Genomic DNA, 24,382 nt, shown 5'->3' with positions numbered 1-24,382 from the left:
GCCACGGCCCGCTCGCGGCGTGTCCGCAGGCGAATCGCCGTGCGCGCGAGACTTCGTCCGTATTTCCCCTGGCAGAGCGGATGCCGCTGCACAGCCGTCAAGAGCCTGAGGCAGCTCGTCGAATGGGGCCCCGGATGTCCGCGCCGCGGGCTCAGCGCCGGATCGAGTCGTGGAACGGGTTCGGCTCGAGCGTGAAGTCGGTCGACGGGTCGGCCCAGGTGCCGCCGTCCGACGGCTCCCGACGACGGCGCACCGCCGACAGAGCGCGCGTGGCCGGTGCTCCGACCGTCAGCGCCAGCCCGCCCCGGAGCGACCGGTCCTCGCGCCCGAGCACGCTCGCCCGATGCCACGCGTCGTGCAGAGCACCGCCTCGCGCTGCGGGGACGCGACGGTGCGGAAGGGCGCCGGCCCGGCGCATCGCCACGAGCTCCTCCACCCGCTGCCACCAGTCCGACTCCGCCTCGGGATGGAAGTAGTTGTCCCGCAGCCAGTCGGGGTGCGGATGCCGGAAGCGACCGGCCACGACCTCGTTCCGCCCGCCGAGCAGGCCGCTGCCCACGAACACCGTGTTCAGGAGGCTCTTGCTCACGCCGAAGGAGTCGAGCGCGATCACCGGGATGCCGAGGGCGGTCGCCTCGATGGCCGCGGTCGAGCTCACGGTGACAAGGCCCGCCGCGCTCTCCAGTGCCGACGCCATCGAGTCGTACGAGAAGACGAGGTTGCGGGGTCGGCGGGGCGGAAGCAGGGCGACGTAGGGATCGCGTTCGAGATGCGTCTCGGCCTCCCCCGGTCGCGACCGCAGCTTCACCACGACCCGACGGCCGGGATCCGCCTCGGCCGCCCGCACGAGAGTCGCGGCGATCTCCACGCGCTCCTCGTGCGCGACCGGCACGAGCGCCTGGGCCGCGAACACGATGTCGGTCGCCGGCGGACGCACCGCGACCGGCAGCGGCGGACGCTCGGCGACCGCGACCCCACCGGGACGAGCGGCGAGCGCCTCGACGCGAGCGCGCTCGGGACGCAGCATCCGCTGGCGTCGGCGCGCGAAGGGGAGGGTCGCGAGCGCTGTGGGCATCGTGACGCCGATGTGACGGCCGAGTTCCGCGAAGGCGCGCGCCTCCCGGTGCGAGTGGACCACCAGCAGATCCGTATGCCGCCGGTAGTCCAGCGCTCCGCGCTGCGCGGGGATCGCCATGCCGGGGAGGCCCGAGATCGTCACCGGCCGGTGCGTCAGAGAGTCGATCACTCGTCCCATGAGCCGGACGAACGGTCCGCGACCCGCCAGCAGCACCACATCGGGGCGCTGGCCTTCCAGCCATCCGGCCGTCTCGGCGAAGCTCACGCGCGTGACATCCTCGGGGCGCAGACCGGTGCCGGCGAGGGCCGTGCGCTGCTGCTCGACGCTGGCGGTGAGCGGAGTACGCACGAGGAGCAGATGCGGCCGAAGCCCCGGGACGCCGCCGAGGAGGGCAGCCGACCACTTCACGAACGAGTCGGCATCCGCGATCGCTATGACGCGGATGCCCGCGGCATCCGTCATGCGGGGATGCGGCGGAGCTTCGCCATCGGCGCGCGCTCGCTGTCGAACACCCGCTTGACGCCGTCGCCGAGCGCCTTCTCGATCACGCGGATGTCGCGGACGAGGTGCTCGAGACCGGTGGGCTCGAGAGAGGCGGCGTGGTCGGACCCCCACATCGTGCGGTCGAGCGTGATGTGGCGCTCGACCGCGACCGCGCCGAGCGCGACCGCCGCGAGGGAGATCTGCAGCCCGCGCTCGTGGCCGGAGTAGCCGACCGGCACGCCGGCGTAGCGGTCGCGGAGCGTCGAGATCACGCGCAGGTTCGCCTCCTCCGGCTCGAGCGGATAGGTCGAGGTGGCGTGCATCAGCACGACGCGATCCGTGCCGAGCGTGTCGAGCGCCCGGTCGATCTGCTCGATCGTCGACATCCCGGTGGAGAGGATGACGGGCTTGCCGGTCTCGCGCAGGGCGACCAGCAGCTCGGTGTCGGTGAGGCTCGCCGAGGCCACCTTGTGGGCGACGACGTTGAGCTCTTCGAGGAAGGCGACGCTCGGCACATCCCACGGCGAGGCGAACCAGTCGAGGCCCTGCATCGTGGCGTGGTCGCCGATCTCGACGTACTCGTCGCGGCCGAACTCCACACGGCGCCGGTAGTCGAGATAGCTCATGGTCCCCCACGGCGTCTCGCGCGGGACGTCGCGCATGTGCTCGGGGGTCGAGATCTCCGGCGTGCGCTTCTGGAACTTCACAGCGTCGGCGCCGGCGCGCGCGGCGACGTCGATGAGCCGCTTCGCGATGTCGACGTCTCCGTTGTGGTTCAAGCCGATCTCGGCGATGACGTAGGCGGGACGGCCGCCGCCGATCACCCGTGAGCCGATGCTGACAGTCATGATTCCTCCGGTCGTCGAACGGCCCTCGCGGACCCCTCCCTCCTGGGTACGCGGCGGGGGTGAACACCGCGCGACCGGAGGGTTACCGGCGGCGGTCAGCTCGACAACACCCGCTCGACCAGCTCGCGAACAGCACCGTCGCCGCCGCGACGCCGCAGCACGACGCGGGCCTCCGCGAGGACCAGCGGATGCGCATCCGCGACCGCGATCGGCCAGCCGACGATGCGCAGGGCGGGGAGGTCGTTGACGTCGTTGCCGAGATAGGCGATGTCGGCGAGGGGCAGATCGTTGTCGTGCGCCCAGACTCGCAGGGCGGCCTCCTTGTCCTCGATGCCGTGCAGCACCGGGACGCGCAGTTTGTCGGCGCGCGCGCGGACGACGGGATTGACCTCGGTCGACAGGATCAGCATCGGCACCCCCGCCCGGCGCAGCAGCGCCACGCCCATGCCGTCCTCACGGCTGACGCGCACGCGCTCCCCGCCGTCGGCGTCGATGATCGCCGTGTCATCGGTGTGCACGCCGTCGAAGTCGGTGACGACGGCCCGCACCGGGATCGGGCCGACGGTGTCATGCAGTGCGGCGAGCGCACGCGCGATGCGCAGCTGGTGCTCGTCGTCGATCTCGATCGCCGTCCACTCGGGCACCTCGGCGACGCGGGTGCGCCCGAAGAAGCGGTGTCGGCTCTGACGGAACCCCTCGGCGCGGAAGACGTAGAAGGCGCCCGTCTCGAGGTGGTGCGGCTCCCGGTCCTGACGCCGCGGCCGGTGCGATGCGTCGTGGTTGATCGCGACCGCCGCGCCCTCGGCGTCGCGCCGCCACAGGAACCCATAGGTCTGGTGCGCCGAGAAGACGCTGTCGGCGCGATCGGCGCGCACCTCGTCGACCGCTGCGGACAGGTCATCGCTCGGGATGAAGGGCGACGTCGCCTGCAGGAAGGCCACGATGTCGAAACGCTCGCCGTCGGCCTCGAGTGCGTCGAGCGCATGCAGGATCGCGCTCTCCGATGCGGCGGTGTCGCCGGAGAGCTCTGCCGGCCGACGGACCACCCGCGCGCCGGCCGCCGCGCTCACCGCCGCGATCTCCTCGTCGTCCGTCGAGACCACGACCAGGTCGATGGTCGCCGCCACTGCCGCCCGCACCGCGCGCTCGACGAGGGGAACACCGCCGACCCGCTGCAGATTCTTGCGCGGGACCTGCTTCGATCCACCGCGCGCCGGAATGATCGCCACCGTCCTCGGCACCGTCGTCTCCACCGTCGTCTCCACCGTCATCTCCCTCGTATCGCCCGCCATGCCCGCCCGACCCTGCGGCGAGCGCCGATGGCCGTGAGCCGCCACTCCTCGACTCTGCCCACTCCCCCGGCAGGGCGCAGCATCCGTCGCACGATGCCGTCGGCCGGGGCCCCGGGCAGCCGCAGGTCGGCGAGCCTCTCCGGCGCGAAGTACCGGTCGCGCTCGCGCGCATCGAGCCCGCGGAGGAACTCTTCGGCCCGGGGTCGCAGGTGCCCGGCGAGCTCCGGCTGCATCGAATAGCCGACCGCGTCGACCAGCAGCTGCAGGCGTGCGGGATCGGCGTACGGCGAGCGCTCGCGGGTGAGGGCGTCGACGATGGTCGCCGGGATCCTGTTGCTGTTCTCGAACGGGGTCAGCCGCCGGAGCACAGTATCGGCGCCGGCCGCACCGATCGCCCGGCCGAACAGCGCGTGCACGGTCGGGAGCGCGGTGGAGAACCCCGCCACCACGGCCACGGCGTCGAGCCGCTCGGCCAGCAGCTCGGCGGCGAGGCCGCCGCGATACTCCTCGAAGGCCGCACCCTGCGCCGTCGCCCGCGCCCGCACCGCATCGGTCAGCAGCGGAGGAGCCGACGGATGCGGCTTGAAGACGATGCGCCGTGGCGACCACCGTGCGGCGCGGTCGATCATCTGCTCCTGGAGGGCGATCTCCTCGGCGGGGCTCATCAGCCCGAGGGCCGAGAGGTACTGCCCGAGCACGAGCACGGTGGGGAGCTCCTCGTCGAACAGGGCGTCCGTCTCCGCGGCATCCGTCTCCGCGGCATCCGTCTCTCTGAGCGCGGCGGCGAAGACCGCGGGAGGCACCGGCACGATCTCGGCGTGCGGCGATCCGACGAGCGGGCGCACACCGGGCACGACGTCGGCGTGCACGACGCGTCCGATGCGGGCGGCGACCGTGTGCGGCAGGCGCACCCGCATCGGCGAGTAGGTCATCAGGCCGTCGCCGATCACGGTGATGCGGGCGTGCGGGAACAGCGACATCAGCGTGCGCGCCGGTGCGACCTGCGGACTCTGCACGAACAGCTCCAGATCGTGCGGATCCAGCGACCAGACGCGGGTGAGGAGGCGCTCGAGGATGGGCAGGTCGCCGTCGGACGGTTCCCACGAGCTCGGATGCAGCGGCCCGAGGATCCCCTCGAGCTCCTCGATGCGACCGAACCGCTCCCGCAGGGAGCGCAGCGCCGGGTCGACGGCGATGCCCACGGTGGTCTCCGGGACGCGCGACGAGGTGAACGGGACGAGGAGGCGGTCGACATGCTCGGGCGTCGTCGTGTCGAGCAGCCCGGCATCGATCGCCGCGGACGCCGTCGCGAGTCCGTAGGCGCTGTGCAGGGCGAAGAGCTGGGTCACGACGCCCTCCCCGCCTGCCGGAGCACCCGTGCGAGCACGCGCCGACGCGGGCCGTCGAAGCGTCCGAGCACGGCGGTGACCTCGGCATCGGGGAGCCTCGCCAGCACGTCGCGGATGCCGGCGCGCATCTCGGCACGCAGCGCCGGTCGCATCCTCCGGGCGCGCACGAGGTGGTGGGAGCTCAGCGCGAGCGCGGTCCACACGGCCTTCGCGCGGAAGCGGTCGGCTTCGGAGTCCGTGTCGACGGTGTCGAGCACCTGGTGCATCGCCTTCGCGAAGTCGAGCTGGCGCCGATCCCGCACCTGCGTCAGCGAGGTCGTGACACCGCGCCGGTAGAGCAGCGCGGGCGCGTCGACGACGGCGAAGCTGTCGGCCCGCAGGTGCAGTCGCCAGATCCACGGGCGGTCCTCCGCCGTGAACAGGCCGGGCGGGAAGGCGGCCAGGCCGCGGTCGATGATCCGACGGTGGAAGAGGCCCGCCCACGCGAAGGGGTAGTCGACCATCGTGGACTCGTTCTCTGGGAGGATCGCCTCCCGCGCCGGTGTGACCTGCTCGCGCCAGGGGTGCGGCGCGCGCACCAGAGCGCGACGGCCCGCGGTCACCGTGACGTGGTCGGTGCGGAGGAAGTCGCAGCCGAGTTCGCCGAGCCGCGAAGCGAGCACCTCGAGGCGCCGCGGCTGCATCCAGTCGTCGCCGTCGAGGAAGCAGAAGGCCTCTCCCTCGACATGCGCCAGCCCCTGGTTGCGCGCACTCGCCAGCCCGCGCGGCCGCGGATTGCGCACCAGCTCGGCCCGCCCGAAGCGCTCCGCGTAGCGCTGCATGATCGACCCCGTGTCATCGCGGGATCCGTCGTCGATCGCGACGAGCTTGAGCGCAGACGGGTCGGCGAACTGGCGGGTGAGCGTCTCCAGCGTCGTCCCGATGTACTCGCCGGCGTCCTTGGCAGGCAGGATGACGGTGACGAGGGGTGTGCGCACGGATCTCCCGGTGGTGAGCGGTGTCAGGCATGGTGTCAGGCGTTCGTTGCCGACCGGGGACGCGCAGGTGAACGCGCGGTGTCCTGCGCGGTCTCCCCGCGCCGCGCGTGGGCGAGTTCGCGCCGCGGCCTCCGATCGGCGACGATGGACGGCATGCTCTGGCCCTTCGGATCGACCTGGCGCCCCGTGCGCCAGAAGCGGCGCGACACCCTGGATCTGCGGTGGCTCAGCGCCCGGTCCTGGACTCAGCGCTGGTACCCGCAGGGCATCGATCTCGGCCTCTGGCGCGGGCGGCGCACCCTCGCCGTCAGCTGGTTCCGCCAGGACCGCGCCAGGAACCACCTCGCCTCCCGGGTCGCCTTCGTCGATCTGGAGCGGTCACGGCACCTCGACGTGCTGCTCGCGGTGGATGACGACGACGGCGAGCTCCTGCCGGCGCAGATCCACGCCGGCGGGCTCGCCTGGTTCGACGATCGCCTGTTCGTGGCGGCGACCGGTCGCGGCATCTGGGAGTTCGACCTCTCCGACATCCGCCGCGTGCGCGGCTCCCTCGCCCGGCGACTGGCCGGAGCCCGCGGCCGCGGCTGGCGAGCGACCGCGCTGGTCGCGGTGCGGACCAGGGTGCATCCGGTGGATCTGCGGTGCTCCTACCTCGGCCGCGTTTTCGACGCCGACGGCGAACCGCTGCGCCGCGTGCTCATCGGCGAGTACCGCACCGACGGCAGCGGCCGGATCGGCGAGTTCGACATCCCGGATGGCGACGATGACCGATTCGAGGAGGCGGAGCGCTTCGCCCCCGGCATCCGCTCGATGCAGGGCGCCGTCCGCTGGGGAGACCGCTATTTCGTCTCGCAGTCGGACCGGCTGCGCCCCGGCATCCTCTGGCGCGGCACGCGCGACCGACTCGAGCGAGACCCGGTCTCCCTGCCTGTCGGCTGCGAGGACCTCGCGCTCGATCCGGACGAGAGGCTCCTCTGGTCGCTCGGCGAGCATCCGTGGCGACGCGTGGTGCGCGGCATCCCGTTCGCCGGCCTCGGCATCGACGGCTGAGCGGTCGGGGAGCTCATAGGGCGCGAACGTAGACTGACGGGGTGAAGAAGACCGCCCCTTTCCTCGTCTACACCGTGCTGCGGCTGCTGGCGTTCCTCGTCCCGCTCGCGATCCTCTGGTTCTTCTTCCCGATCTTCCGCGAGTTCTGGTGGCTCGCCGCGATCTTCTCGGCCCTCATCGGCGTGAGCATCTCGATGCTGTTCCTGCGCGCCCCCCTGACCGATGCCTCCGCTCGCCTGCTCGAGCGTCGCGAGAGCCGCACCTCGGGCGCCCGGACCGACGCGGACGCCGAAGCCGAGGACGAGGCGATCGACGGAGACTCGAGGGCCTGAAGCTCGCTCGCTCTGGGCCTCTTCGTGAGCCCGCCGAGCCACCCCTCTCTGCGCGAACGGGCCCCGTGAATCCGCTCTCAAGGGGCGGGTTCGTTTCCCAGGGGCCGGTTCGGCGAGTGGCGGATGCCGTCGTCAGCCGACGAACGCCCAGAACAGCGCGCCCGCATACAGCAGCGCGGTGAGCGAGGTGAGCGCGAGGGCGACCACCAGCTCGCGCGGCTGACGATAGGTCCACACGATCAGGATGGCCGGGAGTCCCGCCAGCAGCGCGAGCAGCGCGATCCAGGCGATCGGGAACAGCAGAGCGAGGAACACCGCGATTCCGAACGGCGCGAGCACGAAGAGCGTGAACAGCACCTGGGTCGCGCGACGGCCGATCAGCACCGTCAGGGTGCGCTTGCCGACCTCGCGGTCCTGATCGATGTCGCGGAGGTTGTTGGCGAGCAGCACCGCGCACGCGAAAAGGCCGGCCGCGATCGCCCCGAGCCACGCCTGCTGCGGCAGGTCGAAGATCTGCACCCAGGTGGTGCCGAGCGTGGCGACGAGCCCGAAGAAGACGAAGACGAACACCTCGCCGAGGCCGTAGTACCCGTACGGGCGCTTGCCGCCGGTGTAGAACCAGGCGGCGACGATGCAGGCAGCGCCGATGGCGAGCATCCACCACTGTCCCGTCCGCACCACGATCGCGACGCCGACGGCGGCGGCGAGGGCGAAGAAGATCAGTCCGATGATGAGCACGGTGCGCGGCTTCACCCGGCCCGAGGCGGTGAGACGCGCGGGTCCGACCCGGTGCGCATCGGTGCCGCGGATGCCGTCGCTGTAGTCGTTCGTGAAGTTCACGCCGATCTGCAGCAGCACGGCGACGGCGAGGCAGGCGAGCGCGATGACCCAGTGGAACTCCGGTCCGGTGCTGCGCGCGGCTCCGGTGCCGATGACCACGGGAGCCACCGCGAGCGGCAGGGTCCGCAGGCGCGCAGCGCCGATCCAGTCGGACGCCGTGACGGGGCCCGCTTCGATCACCGGGCGCTTCGCGGGGTTGCCGCTGCGCTTCGCCGGGTTGCCGCTCGTGCGGGCCGGGGTGCGCTTCGCGCCCGTGCTCTTCTTCTTGCGCTGTGAGGATGCTGCCACGCAGGGAATCCTACTGGCCGCACCGATGCGGGCCCTTCGACCAGCTCAGGGACCCACTCGCTGGGTCGCTGAGCCGCTGGGTCGCTGAGCCGGTCGAAGCACTGCTGGGTCGAAGCATCGCTGGGTCGCTGAGCCCGTCGAAGCGTCAGGGATTCGGGTTGCTGTCCTTGCCGTCGAGCCAGAGCGTGTCGGACTTGTCTCCGTGCGCGCCGCCCTTGCCGACGTGCTTGTCGCTGATCTTGGGCCCCTTGAGGATCACGTGGACCATCGCCTGCGCGTGTCCGTGCCCGAGGCTGTACTCCTCTTTGAGCCAGTTCAGGACGACGGTCGACTTGGTGGTCTCGTCGAAGCCCTGCTCCTTCGCGAGAGCGATGAACTGCCGCGGGGTGAGGCCGGTCTGGGTCTCGACCTTGTCGAGGTATGCCTGGAAGGACATCGTGTTCTCCTGGTGTCAGTCCTCGTCGAGGAACGTCTGGATGATGGTGGCGGATGCGTGGATGCCGATGATCTTCAGGACGCCGTCCCCGACGTTCGTGAAGCAGTGCGGTGTGAACGCGGGACCGGTGGCGGTGTCTCCGGCGCCCGCGACGAAGGTGTCGTCGCCGACGGTGATGCGAGCGGTGCCCTCGAGCACGACCCAGGTCTCAGGATAGGGATGCCAGTGCAGGCCCGGGCCCTCGCCCGGCTGATTCTCGACATAGAAGTACGAGACGGCTGCGCCGTGCTCGGCGCCGACGAACCGGCGGCTGCGACCGGTGCCGATACGGATGTCAGCAGCGGCGATGATTCCTTCGGGGAGGAGTTCTGTGCTGTTCATGGCTCCAGTCTCGACAGCCGCCGGAGCCCACCCTAGAGTTTCGATGTGGATCGAAACAGCGTGCCGGTCGAGGGCGTCGAGCATCCGGATCACCGGGTCGAGTTCCACCTGAGCCCGGGAGACATCCAGGCGGTGCGCTTCGGCATCTCCCCCGGACACGAACTGGCCCACGCGGTGCGCGTGCTGCGGCGGCCCGAGCAGCATCCGCTGCAGTGGGGATGGCTCCGCGTCGTCCGCGACCGCCTCCCGCGCGACGCCTTCGGCCTGCTCGTGGCGGTGATCGGCGACGACGGGTATCTGCCCGACTTCCTCACGGCAGCTCCGCACTGGGACATGACCCCGGAGGCCGAGCTGGCCGCCCTGCGCGATGCCCCGCTCGACGGGATGCGCGTGGACTTCGGCAAGATGGTGCTCCGTTCGACCGGCGCGCGGCAGCGGGCGCTGCGCGAGATGCAGCACGATCCCGCTCGCGCGCGGCGCATGATCGCCGACGCCTGGTCGGAGGTGTGGGACGCCGCGCTCGCGCCGGTGTGGCCGCAGCTCGAGCGCCTGCTGCGCGCCGACGTCGCGGTGCGATCCCGCACGATCGCGACGGCGGGCATCGCGCGCATGGCCGGAGCCCTCCACCCGCAGGTGAGCTGGGGCGCAGACGCCGTGCGGGTCTCGCTCCGTCGGCACAGCGAGCAGGTCGACTGCCACGGCAGCGGGCTCGTGCTCGTGCCGTCGGTCCTGTCGTCGTGGGGGTGCATGGTGCTCACCGAGCCGCCGGCGCAGCCGACCCTGTTCTATCCCGCGCGTGGAGTGACCGCCGGCTGGGCACGAGACGAGACCGAGATCGCGGATGCTCTGGGCGCCCTGCTCGGCCCCGCCAGAGCCGGCATCCTGCTCCGCGCGGGGACCGCGCGCACGACCTCGCAGGTCGCCAGGGAGGCCGGGATCGCGGCGTCGACGGCCTCGCATCATCTCACCGTGCTCCGCGAGGCCGGGCTGATCGCCAGCGAGCGCGACGGCGCACGGATGCTGCACCTGCGCTCACCCCTCGGCGAGGCCATGGTCGGCGCGGTGCTCTGAGGCGGGCGGAAGTCTCCCGGGCGGCTACGCCTCGGTGGCCAGCGGGATGATCGGCCGGTGCTCGTAGTACGTCTGCAGGACGACCGTGGTGCGGGTGCTGACGTTCGCCGCCGTGCGCACGTCGCGCACCAGTTCCTCGAGCGCGCGCGGCGAGGCGACGCGCACGAACAGCATGTAGCTCGCATCGCCCGCGATCGAGTGGCATGCCTCGATCGCGTCGAGGTGCTCGAGCAGTTCGGGGGCGTTGTCGGGCTGCGCCGGGTCGAGGGGCGTGATCTCGATGAACGCGGACAGCGGCGTGCCCACCAGTTCGGGATCGAGGATGGCACGGTAGCCGGAGATCACGCCGCGCGTCTCGAGGCGACGCAGTCGCGACTGCACGGCAGAGACCGAGAGACCGATCGCCTCGGACAGCTGGGACAGCGTGGCCCGGCCGTCGCGGGCGATCTCCGCGACGATCGCGCGGTCGACAGAATCATCCATGGATGTAAGATTATCGTCAGTATTCCGTTATGACCGGAAAATTTCCGGCATTCCTCAGGATCGGAGGTCCCGATGTCCATCATTTCCGCCAACAGCTCCGCTGCACAGGCCATCGTCGGCGAACCCGAGGTCGTCGAGGACACTTCGACAGGCTCAGTGCAGGCGCACTCTGCATCGGAGGGCGTCGAGGACTCCGCCGCCTGGGCGCAGTTGAAGGATGCCGCGATCGCGATCCGCGAGCTGCAGGTCAAGGACGGTTCGATCCCGGAGGCATCGACCGACTCGGCCGTCCACGGGAAGGCCACCGAGCTCGTCGCGGCCATCACCGCCGGCATCCGCGCTCTGGCTCCCGTGTTCCCCCACGACGCCGACTACCTGGCCGCCTCGATCGTCGACTTCGACCGCTGGGCGTCGGAGGGCTTCGGAGTGCCGGACTTCCTCGACTCGCTCGTGGCCTTCCAGCCGCAGCAGCACCGCGTCGACGGCATCCGCCACCTCGTGGTCTTCCCGATGTACACGCAGAACGGTTCGAGCGACCGCCTCGTCGAGGCGCTCATCGTCGAGACCATCTGGCCGGAGTTCATCGCCGACCTCGAAGCCGGCGACTACGGCAACAAGCTGTTCGTCTCGCTGCGCCTCGTGGACTTCACCCCCGGCTACGACACGAACTCGGCCGTGCTCTTCCCCGAGACCGTCGCCATGCGCGAGATCCCGTCCTTCACCTGGGGTGCGATCTTCCAGGACCGCGAGGCCGCGCGCTACCGGCGCGTGACCCGTGCCGCCGCCGAGATCACGAAGCTCGACCTGCCGGAGCGCGCCGCCGCGATGCTCGACGACCAGGCGCTGACCGAGCGCGCGTTCGTGATGTGGGACATCATCCACGACCGCACGCACATGCGCGGCGACCTGCCGTTCGACCCGTTCATGATCAAGCAGCGGATGCCGTTCTTCCTCTACTCGCTCGAGGAGCTGCGCTGCGACCTGACCGCGTTCCGCGAGTCGGTGAAGATCGAGCGGTCGCTCGCCGCCCGCGCATCGGCCGGCGAGGACCTCACCGCGATCGAGCAGGAGACGCTCGACCAGGCCGGTCTCGTGCAGTACGCCGTGATCTTCGACCGCATCTTCCGGTTCGCGATCACGGGCTCGCGCGTGCGCAACTACGACGGCCTCGGCGGACAGCTGCTGTTCGCCTGGCTGCACCAGCGCGGCGTGCTGCACTGGACCGACACGGCCCTCGCGTTCGACTGGGACGCTGTCCCCGATGCGGTCGTCGCTCTGGGCGACGCGATCGACGAGCTCTACTGGCGCTCGATCGACCGTCCGAAGACCGCGCACTGGCTCGCGGCCTACGACCTGGTCCGCAGCGTGCTCACGCCGCACCCGGCGTCGAACTGGGCCCGCGGGCTCTCGGACGAGATCCTCTCCGGAGCCCCGAAGGGCTACACCGACGCCGTGCTGGACGACGAGTTCCCGCTGTCGATGTTCTTCGAGGCCCTCGACAAGAAGATGAAGCCCGTGATCGAGTCGACGGTCGGCATCCGCGGCACCGACGACTGATCCGCCGCCGACTTCTGCGGCCATTCCGAACTTCTGCGGCCATTCCGGGCCGGATCGGCCGCAGAAGTTCGCCTCATCCGCGAAAGTTGAGCACATGACCGTCATCGACCGCACCATCGTCCTCGCCGGAGCGACCAGCGCCTCCGGCCTCGCCGTCGCAGGGGCTCTGCTCGACGCCGGCGCGCGCGTCGTCGCCACGGGCCGCTCGGTCGAGCGACTTCGGCCGCTGAAGGATGCCGGTGCCGAGATCGAGGTCGCCGACGCGACGTCGCTCGACGACATGACCGCTCTCGCTGCGCACCTCGGCTCTGTCGACGGCGTGATCCCGCTCGTCGGGGGCTGGCGCGGCGGCGGCGGACTCGCCGGGCAGGCCGACGAGGACTTCCGTGCCCTGTTGCCCGCACTCGAGGCGGTGCGTGCGACGAGCCGCGCCTTCGACGGAGCGCTGCGCGCATCGGATGCCGGGCGATTCGCGATGGTCTCCGCGACAGCGGTGGCTCGACCGCTCGCCGGCGGGGCGAACTACGCCGCGGTGAAGGCTGCCAGCGAGGCGTGGACCCGCGCGGTCGCGCAGGGGTACGCGAAGGCCGCGCGGGATGCGGACGAGCCGCTGCGCGCAGCATCCGTCGTCTTCCGCGCGAAGGCTCTCGATCCGGCCGCGCTCGCGCCGGCGATCGTCGCGCTGTGGGACTCGGATGCCGCCGAGCTCAACGACCGGATCGTCGACCTGGCCTGAGCTCGCGGTGGGCGGCGGTGCAGCAGCGCCGTCAGATCGACCGCTTGGGCAGTTCCGGAGGCGACCCGCGCACCGGTGCAGGCGCATCGACACCTCGCTGCTCGGGCAGCTCTCGCTCATCACCTGCATCGCCCGCCGCGGCTTCCGGAGTGCTCGTGCCCTGCCCATCCTCATCTTCGGGCATCGGATCCGGCGCGGTCGCGTACAGCTCGGTGAGGTGGCGATACGAGCGCGTGAAGAAGGCCAGCGTGGCGGCGACGACCATCACGAGACCCGCGAACAGGCAGATCAGCGCGATGCCGCGCGCCTCTCCCTCGCCGAGCAGCCAGCCCCACTGCCGCTGCCCCGCGGAGCTGTCCATGTACGGGATGATGAGGAACTCCGCGAGCGGCGCGATGAGGAAGGCGGTGATCGGGGCTGCCGCCGCCTCCATGGCCGCGGCCACGCCGAACACCCTCCCCTGGCGTTCGAAAGGCACGACCTTCTGGATCACGGTCTGCTCTGCGGCCTCGACCGGCGGGACCAGGGCCATGTAGACCCACATGCCGATCACGTACAGCGGCCACCACTCGCGCAGCATGAAGACCGAGCCGAGCAGGCCCATCGCGATGACGACGAGCAGCATCGTGCGCACGGGTTTGCGCCCGAGGCCGAACTTCGCCACCAGGCCGCCGCCGATCAGGAACCCGGTCGAGGCGAACGCCAGAGCGAAGCCCCAGGTCTGCGCGTCGAACAGCGTGAGCCCGTACGGGTCCATCAGCGCCATGTAGACGCCGCCGATGAGGTTGTTGAACGTGGAGAAGATGATCAGGGCGAACAGCCCGGGCGCGAGCCGGATCGCCTGCACGCTGCCACGGAAGTCCAGCGCGCTCTTGCCGTTCGGATCGGGTTCCGGCGTGCCCTCGGGGATGCGGATGAACAGCAGGTGGCCGAACGTGACGGCCATCGCCCCGATCGCGATCGCGAGCGTCCATCCCATGCCGAGGAACCCGATCGAGAGTCCGGAGAACACGCTCGTCACCAGGAACGCGATGCCCTGCACGGTGCCGACGAGTCCGTTGGCGTTCGCGCGCTTCTCCTCCGGCACGAGGAGGGTGACCGTGGTGGACAGCGCGATGTTGCGCAGCTGCTCGATCACCCCGCCGAACAGGATGATTCCCGAGAACAGCCAGAACCAGGGGCCGCCGAGGTCGAGGAGCGGCGCCTCGCCCTGCCAGACGTAGAGCACGCCGGCGATGAGGAACGCCACGGCCGAGATCACGCTCGACAGCAGCATGACCGTGTGCTTGCGGTGCCGATCGACGATCGTGCCGAACAGCATCGCGAAGAACGCGATGAAGAGCATGTAGGCGCCGCCGATGATGCCGGTCGCCAGCACGGACTGCGTCTCGATGTACACCCAGAACGTGAGCGCGAACCACAGGAAGCTCGTCGTCACGTTCGCGATGAGCGTGTTGACGAGGACGTTGGCGAATGCGGTCTTCGCTGCGGTGCGCTCCATGTCTCCGAGGGTAGGACGAGCCTCGGACATCCGGAACCCCTCCGCGGTGCCCGCCCCCGTCATCCGGGACATAGGCTTGTGCGGTGAGCCTTACGCATGACCCCGCGATCCGGGGATTCGCCAGTGACAACTACTCCGGCATCCACCCCGAGGTCCTCGCGGCGATCGCCGCGGCGAACGGGGGCCACCAGGTCGCCTACGGCGAGGACGCGTACACCGTGCGCCTGCAGGAGGTCTTCCAGGCGCAGTTCGGCGAGGGCGTGCAGGCGTTCCCGGTGTTCAACGGCACCGGCGCGAACGTCACGGGCCTGCAGTCGATGCTCCCGCGCTGGGGTGCGGTGATCGCGGCCTCCACCGCGCACATCAACGTCGACGAGGGCGGTGCCCCCGAGAAGATCGGCGGATTCAAGCTGCTCACCGTCCCGACCGACGACGGCAAGCTCACCCCCGAGCTCATCGACCGCGAGGCCTGGGGCTGGGGCGACGAGCACCGCGCGCAGCCGCTGGTGGTCTCGATCACGCAGTCCACCGAACTCGGCACCCTCTACACGGCCGACGAGATCCGCGCGATCGCGGACCATGCCCACGAGCGCGGCATGAAGCTGCACCTCGACGGCGCGCGCCTGTCGAACGCCGCCGCTGCCCTCGACCTGCCGCTGCGCGCCTTCACGCGCGACGCCGGCGTCGACGTGCTCAGCTTCGGCGGCACGAAGAACGGCGCGATGCTCGGCGAAGCCGTCGTCGTGCTGAACCCCGCGGCATCCGACGGTCTCATCTACTCGCGCAAGTTCAACATGCAGCTCTCCTCGAAGATGCGCTTCGTCTCGGCCCAGCTGATCGCGCTGCTCGAGGGCGACCTGTGGCTGCGCAACGCCCGGCATGCCAACACGATGGCCGCGCGCCTCCGGGCATCCGTCGAGGCGGGCATCGCCGACGGCTCGATCCGCGGCGTCTCGTTCACGCAGCCGACCCAGTCGAACGGCGTCTTCGCGACGCTCCCCGACGGCGTCGCCGACAGCCTGCGCGAGTCCTTCCGCTTCTACGACTGGGATGCCGCGCGCAACGAGGTGCGCTGGATGTGCAGCTTCGACACCGAGGAGTCCGACGTCGACGCGTTCGTCGCGGAGCTGTCGCGCCTCACCACGGCCTGAGCCCACGGCCCTCGCGGCTCAGGCCGGCCCGCGGCGCGTCAGGATTCGACGACGCGGGTGAACTCCTCGCGCGTCGTCTGCAGATGCGCGCGCATCGCGGCATCCGCAGCCACGGCATCGCCACGGCGCACGGCCTCGAGGATCTGCTCGTGCGCGTCCCAGCTCGACTCCTTCACGAAGTCGAAGCTGATCAGGTCGACGGGCTCGAACATCCGCACCCTCGCCTCCTCGACCGCGTCGCGCACGAAGGAGTTGCCCGACGCCTCGGCGAGCGCGATGTGGAAGTCCGTGTCGGCGATGCGCGACTCCGCCTTCGTGGCGGCCTCCGCGAGGTCGCGCTGAGCCTGCGCCATCGCCTCCAAATCGTCCTCGCTGCGGCGGACAGCGGCCAGCGCCGCCCCGCCGGATTCGACGATCGCGCGGAACTCGGTGAGCTCGCCGATCTCGCCTGAACGCGTGCGGACCTCTTCGCGGATGAGCCGCGGGTCCAGTGCGGCATCCTGCACGATCGCGCCGCCGGAAGCGCCGCGCGAGATCACGATCTGACCGCTCCCCTCGAGGATGCGCAGGGCCTGCCGGAGGGTCTCTCGCGAGACGCCCAGCTGCTCGGAGAGCCGCCGCTCGGGTGGAAGTCGATCGCCGGGCCGGATGCGCCCGAGCGCCATCTCGCGCCGCAGGAAACCGGCGACGGCCTGGTACCCGGACACGGGCTGCAGCACCGCACGGGAGAAGTCGTGCGGCGCGTCGTCACGCTCGCTCATCCGCACTCCTCCGGTCAGAGGGGGAGCCCTGGGCGATCGGAGCCCACGACCTGCTTCCCTACGAAGAAGTCAAGCACATCGTCGTCTCCGTGCCCGCCGAGACCGCTCGCGCCGAAGAAGCTCTGCGCCGATTCCGGCGACATGTCGAGAACGCTCGTGCCGTTGACCTTGACCTCTCCTGCGACGAGCCGGGTGCCGAGTGCGGTCGCGGCCTCCTCGTCGGCGCCGAACACGTAGCCGGCGAGCCCGACCTGGCCGGTGTTCGCGAGGGCGACGGCTTCGTCCTCGTCGGCGTAGCCGCCCACGAGCAGCATCGGTCCGAACACCTCGTCGGCGAGACCCGGCCCGTCGAGCACCGCCACCGTGGGCGCGAAGAACCAGCCCTGCGCCGGGGTCTGCGAGACGCTCAGCACCTCCGCGCCGGCCTCCCTCAGCCGATCCCGTTGCGCGGCGAGCTCATCGCGGCGGCCGGCGAAGGCGACGGGCCCCACCTCGGTCGCGTCGTCGAGGCTCGATCCGATCGCGCGCCGTCCGAACTCGGCGATCAGCAGTCCCGCCAGCTCGTCGCGGCGTGCCCGGTCGACGAGCACGCGCCGCGGCGCCTCGCACCACTGGCCGGACAGCTTGAGAACGCCGTCGGTCAGCGCCTTCGCCGCAGCATCCAGGTCGGCATCCGCGCGGACGATGGCGGGGTTGTTGGAGCCGAGCTCCAGCTGCAGCCGGGCGAAGCGCGGGGCGGCCGTCGCGGCGATCGCCCGGCCCGTCGGCGTGGATCCCGTCATCGAGATCGCGGCGATCCGCTCGTCCGCGACCAGGGCGCGTCCGATCCCTCCGCTGCCCTGCACGAGCCCGACCACTCCGTCGGGGATGCCCGCCGCGTGCACGCCCTCGAGCAGCAGCTGGGCGCTCCACGGCGAGAACGACGAGGGCTTGAGCACGACGGTCGCTCCCGCCGCGAGCGCGAACGCCGTCTTCTTGACGGCCATCGCCGACGGCGCGTTCCAGGGCAGGATCAGCGCGGTCGGACCCCACGGCACCCGGTGCAGCCGCACGCCGCCCTGCGCGGAGGGCAGGTCGCGCACGTCGCCGACGGCCGCCGCGCGCTGTGCGGCATCCCGCAGCGTCGCGCCGTTCGCCCCGCCGAACAGTCGCGTGACCGAGATCGGGACGCCGCTGTTGAGCGCATCGAGGCGGGCGACCTCCTCGGTGCGCTCGTCGAGCCAGTCGGCGAGGGCGATGAGCTTCTCGGCCCGTCGCTCCGGTGCGAGACCGCGCCAGCGCGCGTCGTCATGCGCCTCCTGCGCGGCGGCCACCGCGCGGTCGACCTGCTCGAGCGTGCTCGACGCCGACGCGGCCAGCGGCTCCGCTGTGTTCGGGTCGTGCAGCCACGTGCCGTCGCTCTCGGGGCTCTCCTCGGCGACGCCGCCGATCCAGGTGCGCAGGGCGGGGTAGGTCATGTCAGATCCGATCGAAGTAGCGGTGCAGGTCCCAGTCCGTGACGCGGGACATGAACGTCGTCCACTCGTGCTCGAGCAGGACCTGCTGGTGCGAGATGACGTCGGGAGTGAGGAGCTCCCGCACCAGTGCACTCTCGCCGAACAGGATGCTTGCCTGACGCGGGTCCGCGGGCATCGCTCCGTCGCCGGGCAGGTCGTACGCGCTGCCGGTCACGGGGTCCGCGAGCGCGGTCTCCTTGTCCATCCCGTCCCGCGCAGAGGCCAGGAGCCCGGTGAGGGTGAAGTACGGGTTCGTGTCGGCCCCGGGGAGGCGGAACTCGAACCGCAGGGCCTTCGGCGAGTGCCCGACCACGCGCACGGTTGTCGTGCGGTTGTCGAAGCCCCAGGTGCGCCCGTTCCCCGCCACGTCCGCGGAGTTGCTGCGGCGGTAGGCGTTCACGGTCGGGGCGTACCACGCCATCAGTGCGGGAGCGTGCTCGAGCGCCCCGGCGATCGCCGCCCGCATCCGCCCGCTGAGGTGATCCGCGGCCGACTCGTCCCAGAACACCGCCGCACCCTGCTCGTCCACGAACGACACGTGCACGTGGCAGGACGACCCCGGCTGGTCGTTGAGCGGCCGGGCCATGAACGTCGCGGACATCCCGGCGCGCGCCGCGGTGTCGCGCACGGCCAGCTTGTAGAGCGCGTGCCGGTCGGCCATCTCCAGCGGATCCCCGTACTCGAACGTCATCTCCCACTGCCCGAGCCCCCACTCGCTCTGCGCGGTCTCGACCAGGATGCCGCTGGCCCGGAGGTCGGAGCGCAGCTTCTGGAAGAACGGCTCGTAGAGGTTCCCCTCGTGGATCAGGAAGTCCGAGGGGGTGAGGGTGGTCGGGTCGAGGTCGCGGAAGCCGGAACGGCGAAGCTCCCGAGGATCATTGCGGAACAGGTAGAACTCGAGCTCGGTCCCCGCGAGCGGGGTGAGCCCCCTCTCCCGGATGCGCGCGAGCTCCTGTTTCAGGAGCACGCGCGGCGAGATCGGCATGGGCTCGTGCGAATGCACGTCGACCGGGTCGGCGAGGCAGATCGCGACGCCCTCGAGCCACGCCGCGGGGCGGAGCGTGTCGAGATCGGGGATGAGCGTCACGTCGGGCACGCCGTTGTGCATGCCGCAGAGGGCGAACCGATTGGCGTCGATCAGCTCGAGCCCCTGCTCGATGTCCCACGACCACGCGCAGGTGCAGATGTCGACGCCGTTCTCGACCACACGGCCGAACCCCTCGACGGGGATGCGCCGGCCGACGAGCCGACCCTGCATGTCGGGCGTCGCGACGATCACCGTGCGGATGCCGGCGGCCTCGAGCTCATCGGGCGCGAGGCGTACATCATCGATCATCGTGTCAGCCACCCTCCGTCGACAGGGAGCTGGATGCCGTCGATCCAGGACGCCTCGTCGCTGAGCAGCCAGGATACGGCCGACGCGATGTCGGCGGGGAGCCCGACCCGGGGCACGAGGAGGCGCTGCTTCATGAACTCCAGTGCCTCGTCGCTCGTGACGCTCTCGTAGTCGAAGAAGTCGGTGGCGATGGGGCCAGGCGCGACGCAGTTGACGCGGATGTTCTTCGCGGCGAGCTCGACCGCCAGAGCCTTGGTGAGCATGGGCACCCCGCCCTTGCTCGCGTTGTAGTGCGGCTGCGCGGTGCCGGTGCTCGTCACGACGACGAGAGCCTCGACCGTGGAGAGGTTCACGATCGCGCCGCCGCCGGATTCGGCGATGAGCGGGGCGATCTCCTGGGCGACGAGGAACTGCCCCTTGAGGTTGATGTCGAAGACGAAGTCCCATGCCTCCTCCGTGAGGGTCTCGAACGAGTGCTCCGTCACGACGCCGGCGTTGTTGATCAGCAGGTGCAGCGCTCCCCATTCCTCACGGGCGCGCTCGACGGCGGCGCGGATCTGGTCCCGCGACCGCACGTCGACCACGGCGGCGAGGGCGGTGCCACCGGCTTCCTCGATGAGGCGTACGGTCTCGGCCGCACCGTCTGCCGAGACGTCGGTGACGAGAACCCGGGCGCCCTCGCTCGCGAGGCGGAGGGCCGTCTCCCGTCCGATTCCGGAGCCTGCGCCGGTGATGAAGGCGTTCTTGTCTGCGTGTCGCATTTCTTCTCCCTGTTCGGTGACGACCGTGTTCGGTGACGACTGTGTTCGGTGACGACTGTGTTCGGTGACGCCTAGGCGACGTTCTGCGTGGCGGACGCGACGCCGCGCGTCGCGCGGGCGGCTGCCTGATCGACCAGCCAGCCGAAGACGGGATCGGTCCCGAAGACCTCCGGATGCCACTGCACCCCGACGACCGGGAATCCCTCGAGCTCGATGGCCTCGACGATGCCGTCCGGCGCCCAGCCGGTCACCACGATCCCGCTCCCCGGCACGTCGACGGCCTGATGGTGGAACGAGTTGACCCGTGTCGTCTCTCCGTAGAGGGCGTGCGCGACGCTGCCCGCTGCCGTGTGCACGTCGTGCACGCGGTGCGCACGGGGGTAGGCGTACGAGCCGTGCGACTCTCCGTCGCCGTAAGCGAGGTGCGGATGGAGCGTGCCGCCGCGGACGACGTTGAGGAGCTGCGCGCCGCGGCAGACGCCCAGCAGAGGGACGGCTCCGTCGATCGCGGCCTCGATGAGTCCGGCCTCGAACTCATCACGCTGCGGATCGATCTGCGGCGTGAACGGTCCCGGCGTCCGACCGTAGCGGCGCGGGTCCACATCGTCGCCGCCGACGATCACGACGCCCTCGAGGCGTTCGACGAGCTCCGCCGGCGCAGCATCCATCGGTAGGTGCACCGGCAGGCCGCCGGCGTGGAGGACGGATGTCGAGTACTCGCTGAGATATGCCTCGAGCGGCGCGTCGGCGAAGCCGTGCGGTGCGCCGATCGCGGAGCCCCGCAGTCGTCGACCGGAGATGCCGATCAGGGGGCGGGCCAGGGCGGAGGTGCCGATGATTTCCATCCTTCGTCTGCAGTGGTCGGGGGCCTGGGTCAGGCGTTCTCGTCGAAGCGACGCATTATCTGCGCGTACGCCTCGGGGGCCTTCGCCCGCATGACGGCGGCCTGCACGAGGCCGATCACGGGCGCGAGGACGACGACGGCCACCAGCGTGACGCTGATCGGCCCCCAGGCGGGGTTCCCCTCTGCATCGACGTCGCTCACGAGCAGGGGGAAGTTGGCGGCGATGAGCACGGCGGAGACGGCCAGCCCGAGGAAGCCCAGGGTCGGAGCGATCACGGTGTGCCACGGGCTCCGCAGCTGGCGCGTGCGGCCGAAGTACACGACGACCGCGAGGCAGGTGACCGCCATGAGGATGACGATCGCGAGCGTCCCGATACCGGCGAACCAGGCGAAGATGTTCTCCGGCGCGAAGCCGATCAGCGCGAGCACGATGATCGCGAGGCCGGAGGTCGCCACCTGCACGATCGAGGCGACGTGCGGTGAGCCGTGGTGCCGGTGGACGGCGCCGACGCGGTGCGGCAGCACGCGGGCGTTCGCCATCGCGTGGTGGTAGCGGGTCAGCACGTTGTGCAGGGACAGGACCGCCGCGAACATGCTGCCGAGGAACAGGATGGCGACGGCGATCGAGCCGACCGGGCCGAGGTACTGTTCGGTCACGCGGGCGATCAGCGTCGTGGGGTCGGCGGCCGCCTCGTCGATGATCGCGCCTTCGCCGACGCCGATCACGATCGCCCAGGCTGCGAAAGCGTAGAACACGCCGATGACGATCGCGGAAGCGTAGGTGGCGCGCGGGATCGTGCGTTCCGGCGTGCGCACCTCGTCACGGTAGACGACCGTCGACTCGAACCCGATGAAGCTCGCGATGGCGAACATGAGGCCGAGGGCGGGAGCGCCCGAGAGCACGTTCTCGAGCAGGAACGAGCCGTAGGTCACGCCCTCCGCTCCCCCGGTGACCAGGATCACGATGCCGAGCAGCACCACGATGCCGATCTCGGCGAGCAGCACGACCACGAGCACGCGGGAGCTGAGCTCGATCTGCCGGTACCCGAGCGCGCCGACGATCGCCACGGTGGCGAGCGTGAGCAGCCACCACGGGATCTCGGGGCCGCCCAGGAGGGCGATGCTGGAGCTGATCGTCGCCCCCAGGTAGGAGAACACCGCGATCTGCACGGTCGTGTAGCAGATGAGGGCGAGGTACGCCGTGGCGAGGCCCGGGGTACGACCGAGTCCGTGCGTGGCGAAGACGAAGAACGAGCCCGCCTTGGGGAGATAGCGGCTCATCGCCGTGAGACCCACCGAGAAAAGCAGCAGGATCACGGTGGCGACGAGGAACATGACCGGGAAGCCGATGCCGTTCCCCACGAGATAGCCGATCGGCACCAGGCCGCCGACCACCGTGAGCGGCGCCGCCGCGGCGATCACCATGAAGGTGACCGAGACCGCCCCGAGGTTTCCGCGGAGGCTGCGGTCCTGTGCTGTTCCTGCGCTGCGCGACGTCGTTGTCGAAGCATCCATGCGAACATCCTTTTGCCGATTGGACTAATGGTCTACTTTCTAGCCCATTAGTTCAACCGGCGCAAGAGTCGCACGACGAAGAGGCCCCTTCTCCTCCCGTCATCACGCGAGAGGCAGGGCCGCAGACGGCGCGTTCGGTGTGGCTAGCGCAGCAGCCCGAGGTTCGCGAGAGCCAGGCGGATGAGCGTGCCGCGGCCGCCCTCCATCTCGGCGGCGACCGCGTCGGATGCCGCGGCCTCCGGCGGGAACCAGGTCACCTCGAGCGCGTCCTGACGCGGCTCGCAGGTGCCCGTCACCGGCACGACGAACGCCAGCGACACCGCGTGCTGACGGTCGTCGTGGTATGCGCTCACGCCCGGGATGGGGAAGTACTCCGCCACCGTGAACGGCAGCGGCTGCGGCGGGAGCAGCGGGAACGCCATCGGGCCGAGGTCGTTCTCGACGTGACGGAAGAGCGCGTCGCGGATCGTCTCGCCGAAGCGCACTCGACCGGACACGATCGTGCGGGTCATCTCGCCCATCGGCGTCGAACGCAGCAGGATGCCGATCTCGGTCACCTGCCCGGACCCGTCGGTGCGCACCGGGATCGCCTCGACGTAGAGCATCGGCAGATGCCGACGCGCCTCTTCGAGCTCGATGTCGCTCAGCCACCCGGGATTCGAGCGGGGTGCCGACGGATTCGCATCGCGGAAGGCGCCGAGACCGTCGTCTTCGGGTTCCGGGTCGGGATCAGGTGTGCGGACGGACATGTGTCCTTTCTACCAGCCGCGCCTGACCGTGCGAGGTGGGGCGCGTCGGATGCCGCTGGCAGGATGTCGGTGTGAGCGAGAACCTGACGATCGACGACGCCGCGACGAGATGGTCGTCCGAAGAACGAGGACGGATGCCGCTGCTCGTGCTCCTGCACGGCTACGGCGCCGACGAGCACGACCTGTTCGGCCTCGTCCCCTACCTGCCCGACGGCATCGCCGTGGCATCCGTCGCGGCTCCCCTCGCACCGCCGTGGCCGATGCCCGGCCGCTCGTGGTATCCGATCGAAGGACTCGACGGCCGGAGCCCCGACGCGGTGACATCCGCGGCCGAAGCGTTCCTGCGCTGGCTCGAGACCGCGGTCGGCGACGCCCCCTCGGTCGCACTGCTCGGCTTCTCGCAGGGGGCTGCGGTCGCGCTGCAGACCCTCCGCCTCGCGCCGGAGCGCTTCGGCGCGATCGTGGCGCTGAGCGGCTACGCGTCGCCCGGGCCACTCCCCCGCGATGAGGAGCTCCGGGAGCTGCGCCCCGCCGTCTTCTGGGGCCGCGGAACGAACGACGACGTCATCCCTCCCGCCCTGATCGACCACACCGCCCAGTGGCTGCCCGACCACTCCGAGCTCTCCGGCCGCGTCTACACGGGGCTGACGCACAGCATCTCCGAGGAGGAGCTCGCCGACGTGCGTCTGTTCCTCACCAAGTGGATCGACGGGATCGTCGCGTCCTGACCTGCGACACGCCCGGGGTTGCGCGTCGCGACACGCCCGGGTATCGTCGATGCGTCCTGTCCGCCGTGTCTGGAAGTCCTTTGATCTGATCCGTCGCCTCCGCGCCCCTCTTTCCGCGCGCTGACCCGACGACCCTTCGACAGGCTCAGGGACCCATCCCGTTCCGGGACCATCCCCTTCCGGGACCATCCCGCTCAGGGACCATCCCGCTCCGGGACCGCCCCGCGCAGGGACCGCCCCGCGCAGGGACCGCCCCGCTCCGGGACCATCCCGCTCCGGGACCATCCCCTTCCGGGACCCTTCTGCCTCTCCAGGACCTTCCGCCTCCGCTCCGACCGC

At 70.7% G+C, this 24,382-nt stretch carries 24 protein-coding genes; 7 read left to right on the top strand and 17 right to left on the bottom strand.

The features are described from left to right. Positions 1-151 precede the first annotated feature (151 nt). From DC434_RS12535 to DC434_RS12515, 5 genes are all read right to left on the bottom strand, one after another. Complete coding sequence (locus tag DC434_RS12535; protein ID WP_116635634.1) at positions 152-1,540, bottom strand: DUF6716 putative glycosyltransferase; 1,389 nt, start codon at positions 1,538-1,540, stop codon at positions 152-154. Further along, positions 1,537-2,409, bottom strand: a complete 873-nt coding sequence (locus DC434_RS12530) for an N-acetylneuraminate synthase family protein (protein ID WP_116635633.1) — start codon at positions 2,407-2,409, stop codon at positions 1,537-1,539. The genes DC434_RS12535 and DC434_RS12530 overlap by 4 nt, the downstream gene beginning before the upstream one ends. A gap of 95 nt (positions 2,410-2,504) precedes the next feature. Further along, positions 2,505-3,680, bottom strand: a complete 1,176-nt coding sequence (locus DC434_RS12525; protein WP_116635632.1) for an acylneuraminate cytidylyltransferase — start codon at positions 3,678-3,680, stop codon at positions 2,505-2,507. Further along, on the bottom strand, positions 3,677-5,050 hold the full coding sequence (locus DC434_RS12520) for a polysialyltransferase family glycosyltransferase (RefSeq protein WP_116635631.1): 1,374 nt from the start codon (positions 5,048-5,050) through the stop codon (positions 3,677-3,679). Before DC434_RS12520 ends, DC434_RS12525 begins: the two co-directional genes overlap by 4 nt. Continuing rightward, entirely contained in the window at positions 5,047-6,027 is a 981-nt protein-coding gene (locus tag DC434_RS12515; protein ID WP_116635630.1) for a glycosyltransferase family 2 protein, read from the bottom strand. The genes DC434_RS12520 and DC434_RS12515 overlap by 4 nt, the downstream gene beginning before the upstream one ends. 153 nt (positions 6,028-6,180) lie before the next feature. Between DC434_RS12515 and DC434_RS12510 the strand changes: the two genes are divergently transcribed. After that, positions 6,181-7,077, top strand: coding sequence for a hypothetical protein (locus tag DC434_RS12510; protein WP_133192803.1), 897 nt, complete (start codon positions 6,181-6,183; stop codon positions 7,075-7,077). A gap of 41 nt (positions 7,078-7,118) precedes the next feature. Further along, positions 7,119-7,409 carry a DUF4229 domain-containing protein gene (locus tag DC434_RS12505; RefSeq protein WP_116635628.1) on the top strand — a complete coding sequence of 97 codons (291 nt, stop codon included), beginning with the start codon at positions 7,119-7,121 and terminating at the stop codon, positions 7,407-7,409. Between the two features lie 132 nt (positions 7,410-7,541). On the opposite strand, the gene DC434_RS12500 is transcribed toward DC434_RS12505, so the two are convergent. From DC434_RS12500 to DC434_RS12490, 3 genes are all read right to left on the bottom strand, one after another. Beyond that, complete coding sequence (locus DC434_RS12500; protein WP_116635627.1) at positions 7,542-8,537, bottom strand: 1,4-dihydroxy-2-naphthoate polyprenyltransferase; 996 nt, start codon at positions 8,535-8,537, stop codon at positions 7,542-7,544. Positions 8,538-8,682: 145 nt separating this feature from the next. Further along, positions 8,683-8,973: a DUF4287 domain-containing protein gene (locus DC434_RS12495; RefSeq protein ID WP_116635626.1), complete on the bottom strand. Its 291-nt coding sequence runs from the start codon at positions 8,971-8,973 to the stop codon at positions 8,683-8,685. Between the two features lie 15 nt (positions 8,974-8,988). Further along, positions 8,989-9,354: a cupin domain-containing protein gene (locus tag DC434_RS12490; RefSeq protein ID WP_116635625.1), complete on the bottom strand. Its 366-nt coding sequence runs from the start codon at positions 9,352-9,354 to the stop codon at positions 8,989-8,991. A 45-nt stretch (positions 9,355-9,399) separates the two neighbouring features. Here DC434_RS12490 and DC434_RS12485 point away from each other — a divergent pair, with 45 nt between their 5' ends. Beyond that, on the top strand, positions 9,400-10,425 hold the full coding sequence (locus tag DC434_RS12485) for a DUF5937 family protein (RefSeq protein WP_116635624.1): 1,026 nt from the start codon (positions 9,400-9,402) through the stop codon (positions 10,423-10,425). 24 nt (positions 10,426-10,449) lie between these two features. Here DC434_RS12485 and DC434_RS12480 read toward each other — a convergent pair whose 3' ends face one another. Further along, positions 10,450-10,908, bottom strand: coding sequence for an Lrp/AsnC family transcriptional regulator (locus DC434_RS12480; RefSeq protein ID WP_116635623.1), 459 nt, complete (start codon positions 10,906-10,908; stop codon positions 10,450-10,452). A 72-nt stretch (positions 10,909-10,980) separates the two neighbouring features. On the opposite strand from DC434_RS12480, the gene DC434_RS12475 reads away from it, so the two are divergent. Together DC434_RS12475 and DC434_RS12470 are read left to right on the top strand one after the other, a co-directional pair. Beyond that, entirely contained in the window at positions 10,981-12,465 is a 1,485-nt protein-coding gene (locus DC434_RS12475; protein ID WP_116635622.1) for a DUF6421 family protein, read from the top strand. Positions 12,466-12,559: 94 nt separating this feature from the next. Then, positions 12,560-13,201 carry an SDR family oxidoreductase gene (locus tag DC434_RS12470; RefSeq protein ID WP_116635621.1) on the top strand — a complete coding sequence of 214 codons (642 nt, stop codon included), beginning with the start codon at positions 12,560-12,562 and terminating at the stop codon, positions 13,199-13,201. Between the two features lie 31 nt (positions 13,202-13,232). On the opposite strand, the gene DC434_RS12465 is transcribed toward DC434_RS12470, so the two are convergent. Beyond that, complete coding sequence (locus tag DC434_RS12465; protein ID WP_116635620.1) at positions 13,233-14,702, bottom strand: MFS transporter; 1,470 nt, start codon at positions 14,700-14,702, stop codon at positions 13,233-13,235. 83 nt (positions 14,703-14,785) lie between these two features. Between DC434_RS12465 and DC434_RS12460 the strand changes: the two genes are divergently transcribed. After that, the gene (locus tag DC434_RS12460; protein ID WP_116635619.1) at positions 14,786-15,853 is read left to right on the top strand and encodes a low specificity L-threonine aldolase; all 1,068 of its coding nucleotides are present in this window, start codon (positions 14,786-14,788) and stop codon (positions 15,851-15,853) included. 38 nt (positions 15,854-15,891) lie between these two features. On the opposite strand, the gene DC434_RS12455 is transcribed toward DC434_RS12460, so the two are convergent. The 7 genes from DC434_RS12455 to DC434_RS12425 all read right to left on the bottom strand — a co-directional run bounded on the left by DC434_RS12455 (position 15,892) and on the right by DC434_RS12425 (position 23,315). Further along, positions 15,892-16,614: an FCD domain-containing protein gene (locus DC434_RS12455; RefSeq protein ID WP_116635618.1), complete on the bottom strand. Its 723-nt coding sequence runs from the start codon at positions 16,612-16,614 to the stop codon at positions 15,892-15,894. A 14-nt stretch (positions 16,615-16,628) separates the two neighbouring features. Then, positions 16,629-18,071, bottom strand: a complete 1,443-nt coding sequence (locus DC434_RS12450; RefSeq protein ID WP_116635617.1) for an aldehyde dehydrogenase family protein — start codon at positions 18,069-18,071, stop codon at positions 16,629-16,631. A gap of 1 nt (position 18,072) precedes the next feature. Further along, positions 18,073-19,446 (bottom strand): glutamine synthetase family protein, encoded by a 1,374-nt coding sequence (locus DC434_RS12445; RefSeq protein WP_116635616.1) that lies wholly within the window; start codon positions 19,444-19,446, stop codon positions 18,073-18,075. Next, entirely contained in the window at positions 19,443-20,207 is a 765-nt protein-coding gene (locus DC434_RS12440) for a glucose 1-dehydrogenase (RefSeq protein WP_116635615.1), read from the bottom strand. Before DC434_RS12440 ends, DC434_RS12445 begins: the two co-directional genes overlap by 4 nt. A gap of 71 nt (positions 20,208-20,278) precedes the next feature. Continuing rightward, complete coding sequence (locus tag DC434_RS12435) at positions 20,279-21,052, bottom strand: gamma-glutamyl-gamma-aminobutyrate hydrolase family protein (RefSeq protein WP_116635614.1); 774 nt, start codon at positions 21,050-21,052, stop codon at positions 20,279-20,281. A gap of 29 nt (positions 21,053-21,081) precedes the next feature. After that, on the bottom strand, positions 21,082-22,566 hold the full coding sequence (locus DC434_RS12430) for an APC family permease (protein ID WP_116635613.1): 1,485 nt from the start codon (positions 22,564-22,566) through the stop codon (positions 21,082-21,084). A 143-nt stretch (positions 22,567-22,709) separates the two neighbouring features. Further along, positions 22,710-23,315, bottom strand: a complete 606-nt coding sequence (locus DC434_RS12425; RefSeq protein WP_116635612.1) for a DUF4916 domain-containing protein — start codon at positions 23,313-23,315, stop codon at positions 22,710-22,712. 71 nt (positions 23,316-23,386) lie between these two features. On the opposite strand from DC434_RS12425, the gene DC434_RS12420 reads away from it, so the two are divergent. After that, the gene (locus DC434_RS12420) at positions 23,387-24,043 is read left to right on the top strand and encodes an alpha/beta fold hydrolase (protein WP_207769968.1); all 657 of its coding nucleotides are present in this window, start codon (positions 23,387-23,389) and stop codon (positions 24,041-24,043) included. Positions 24,044-24,382: the final 339 nt, after the last annotated feature.

Origin of the sequence: Microbacterium sp. TPD7012 (assembly GCF_003075395.1) — a bacterium.
Lineage (GTDB): Bacteria > Actinomycetota > Actinomycetes > Actinomycetales > Microbacteriaceae > Microbacterium.
Note: the sequence above shows the minus strand (reverse complement) of the source record. Positions and strands in the feature narration are given on the sequence as shown.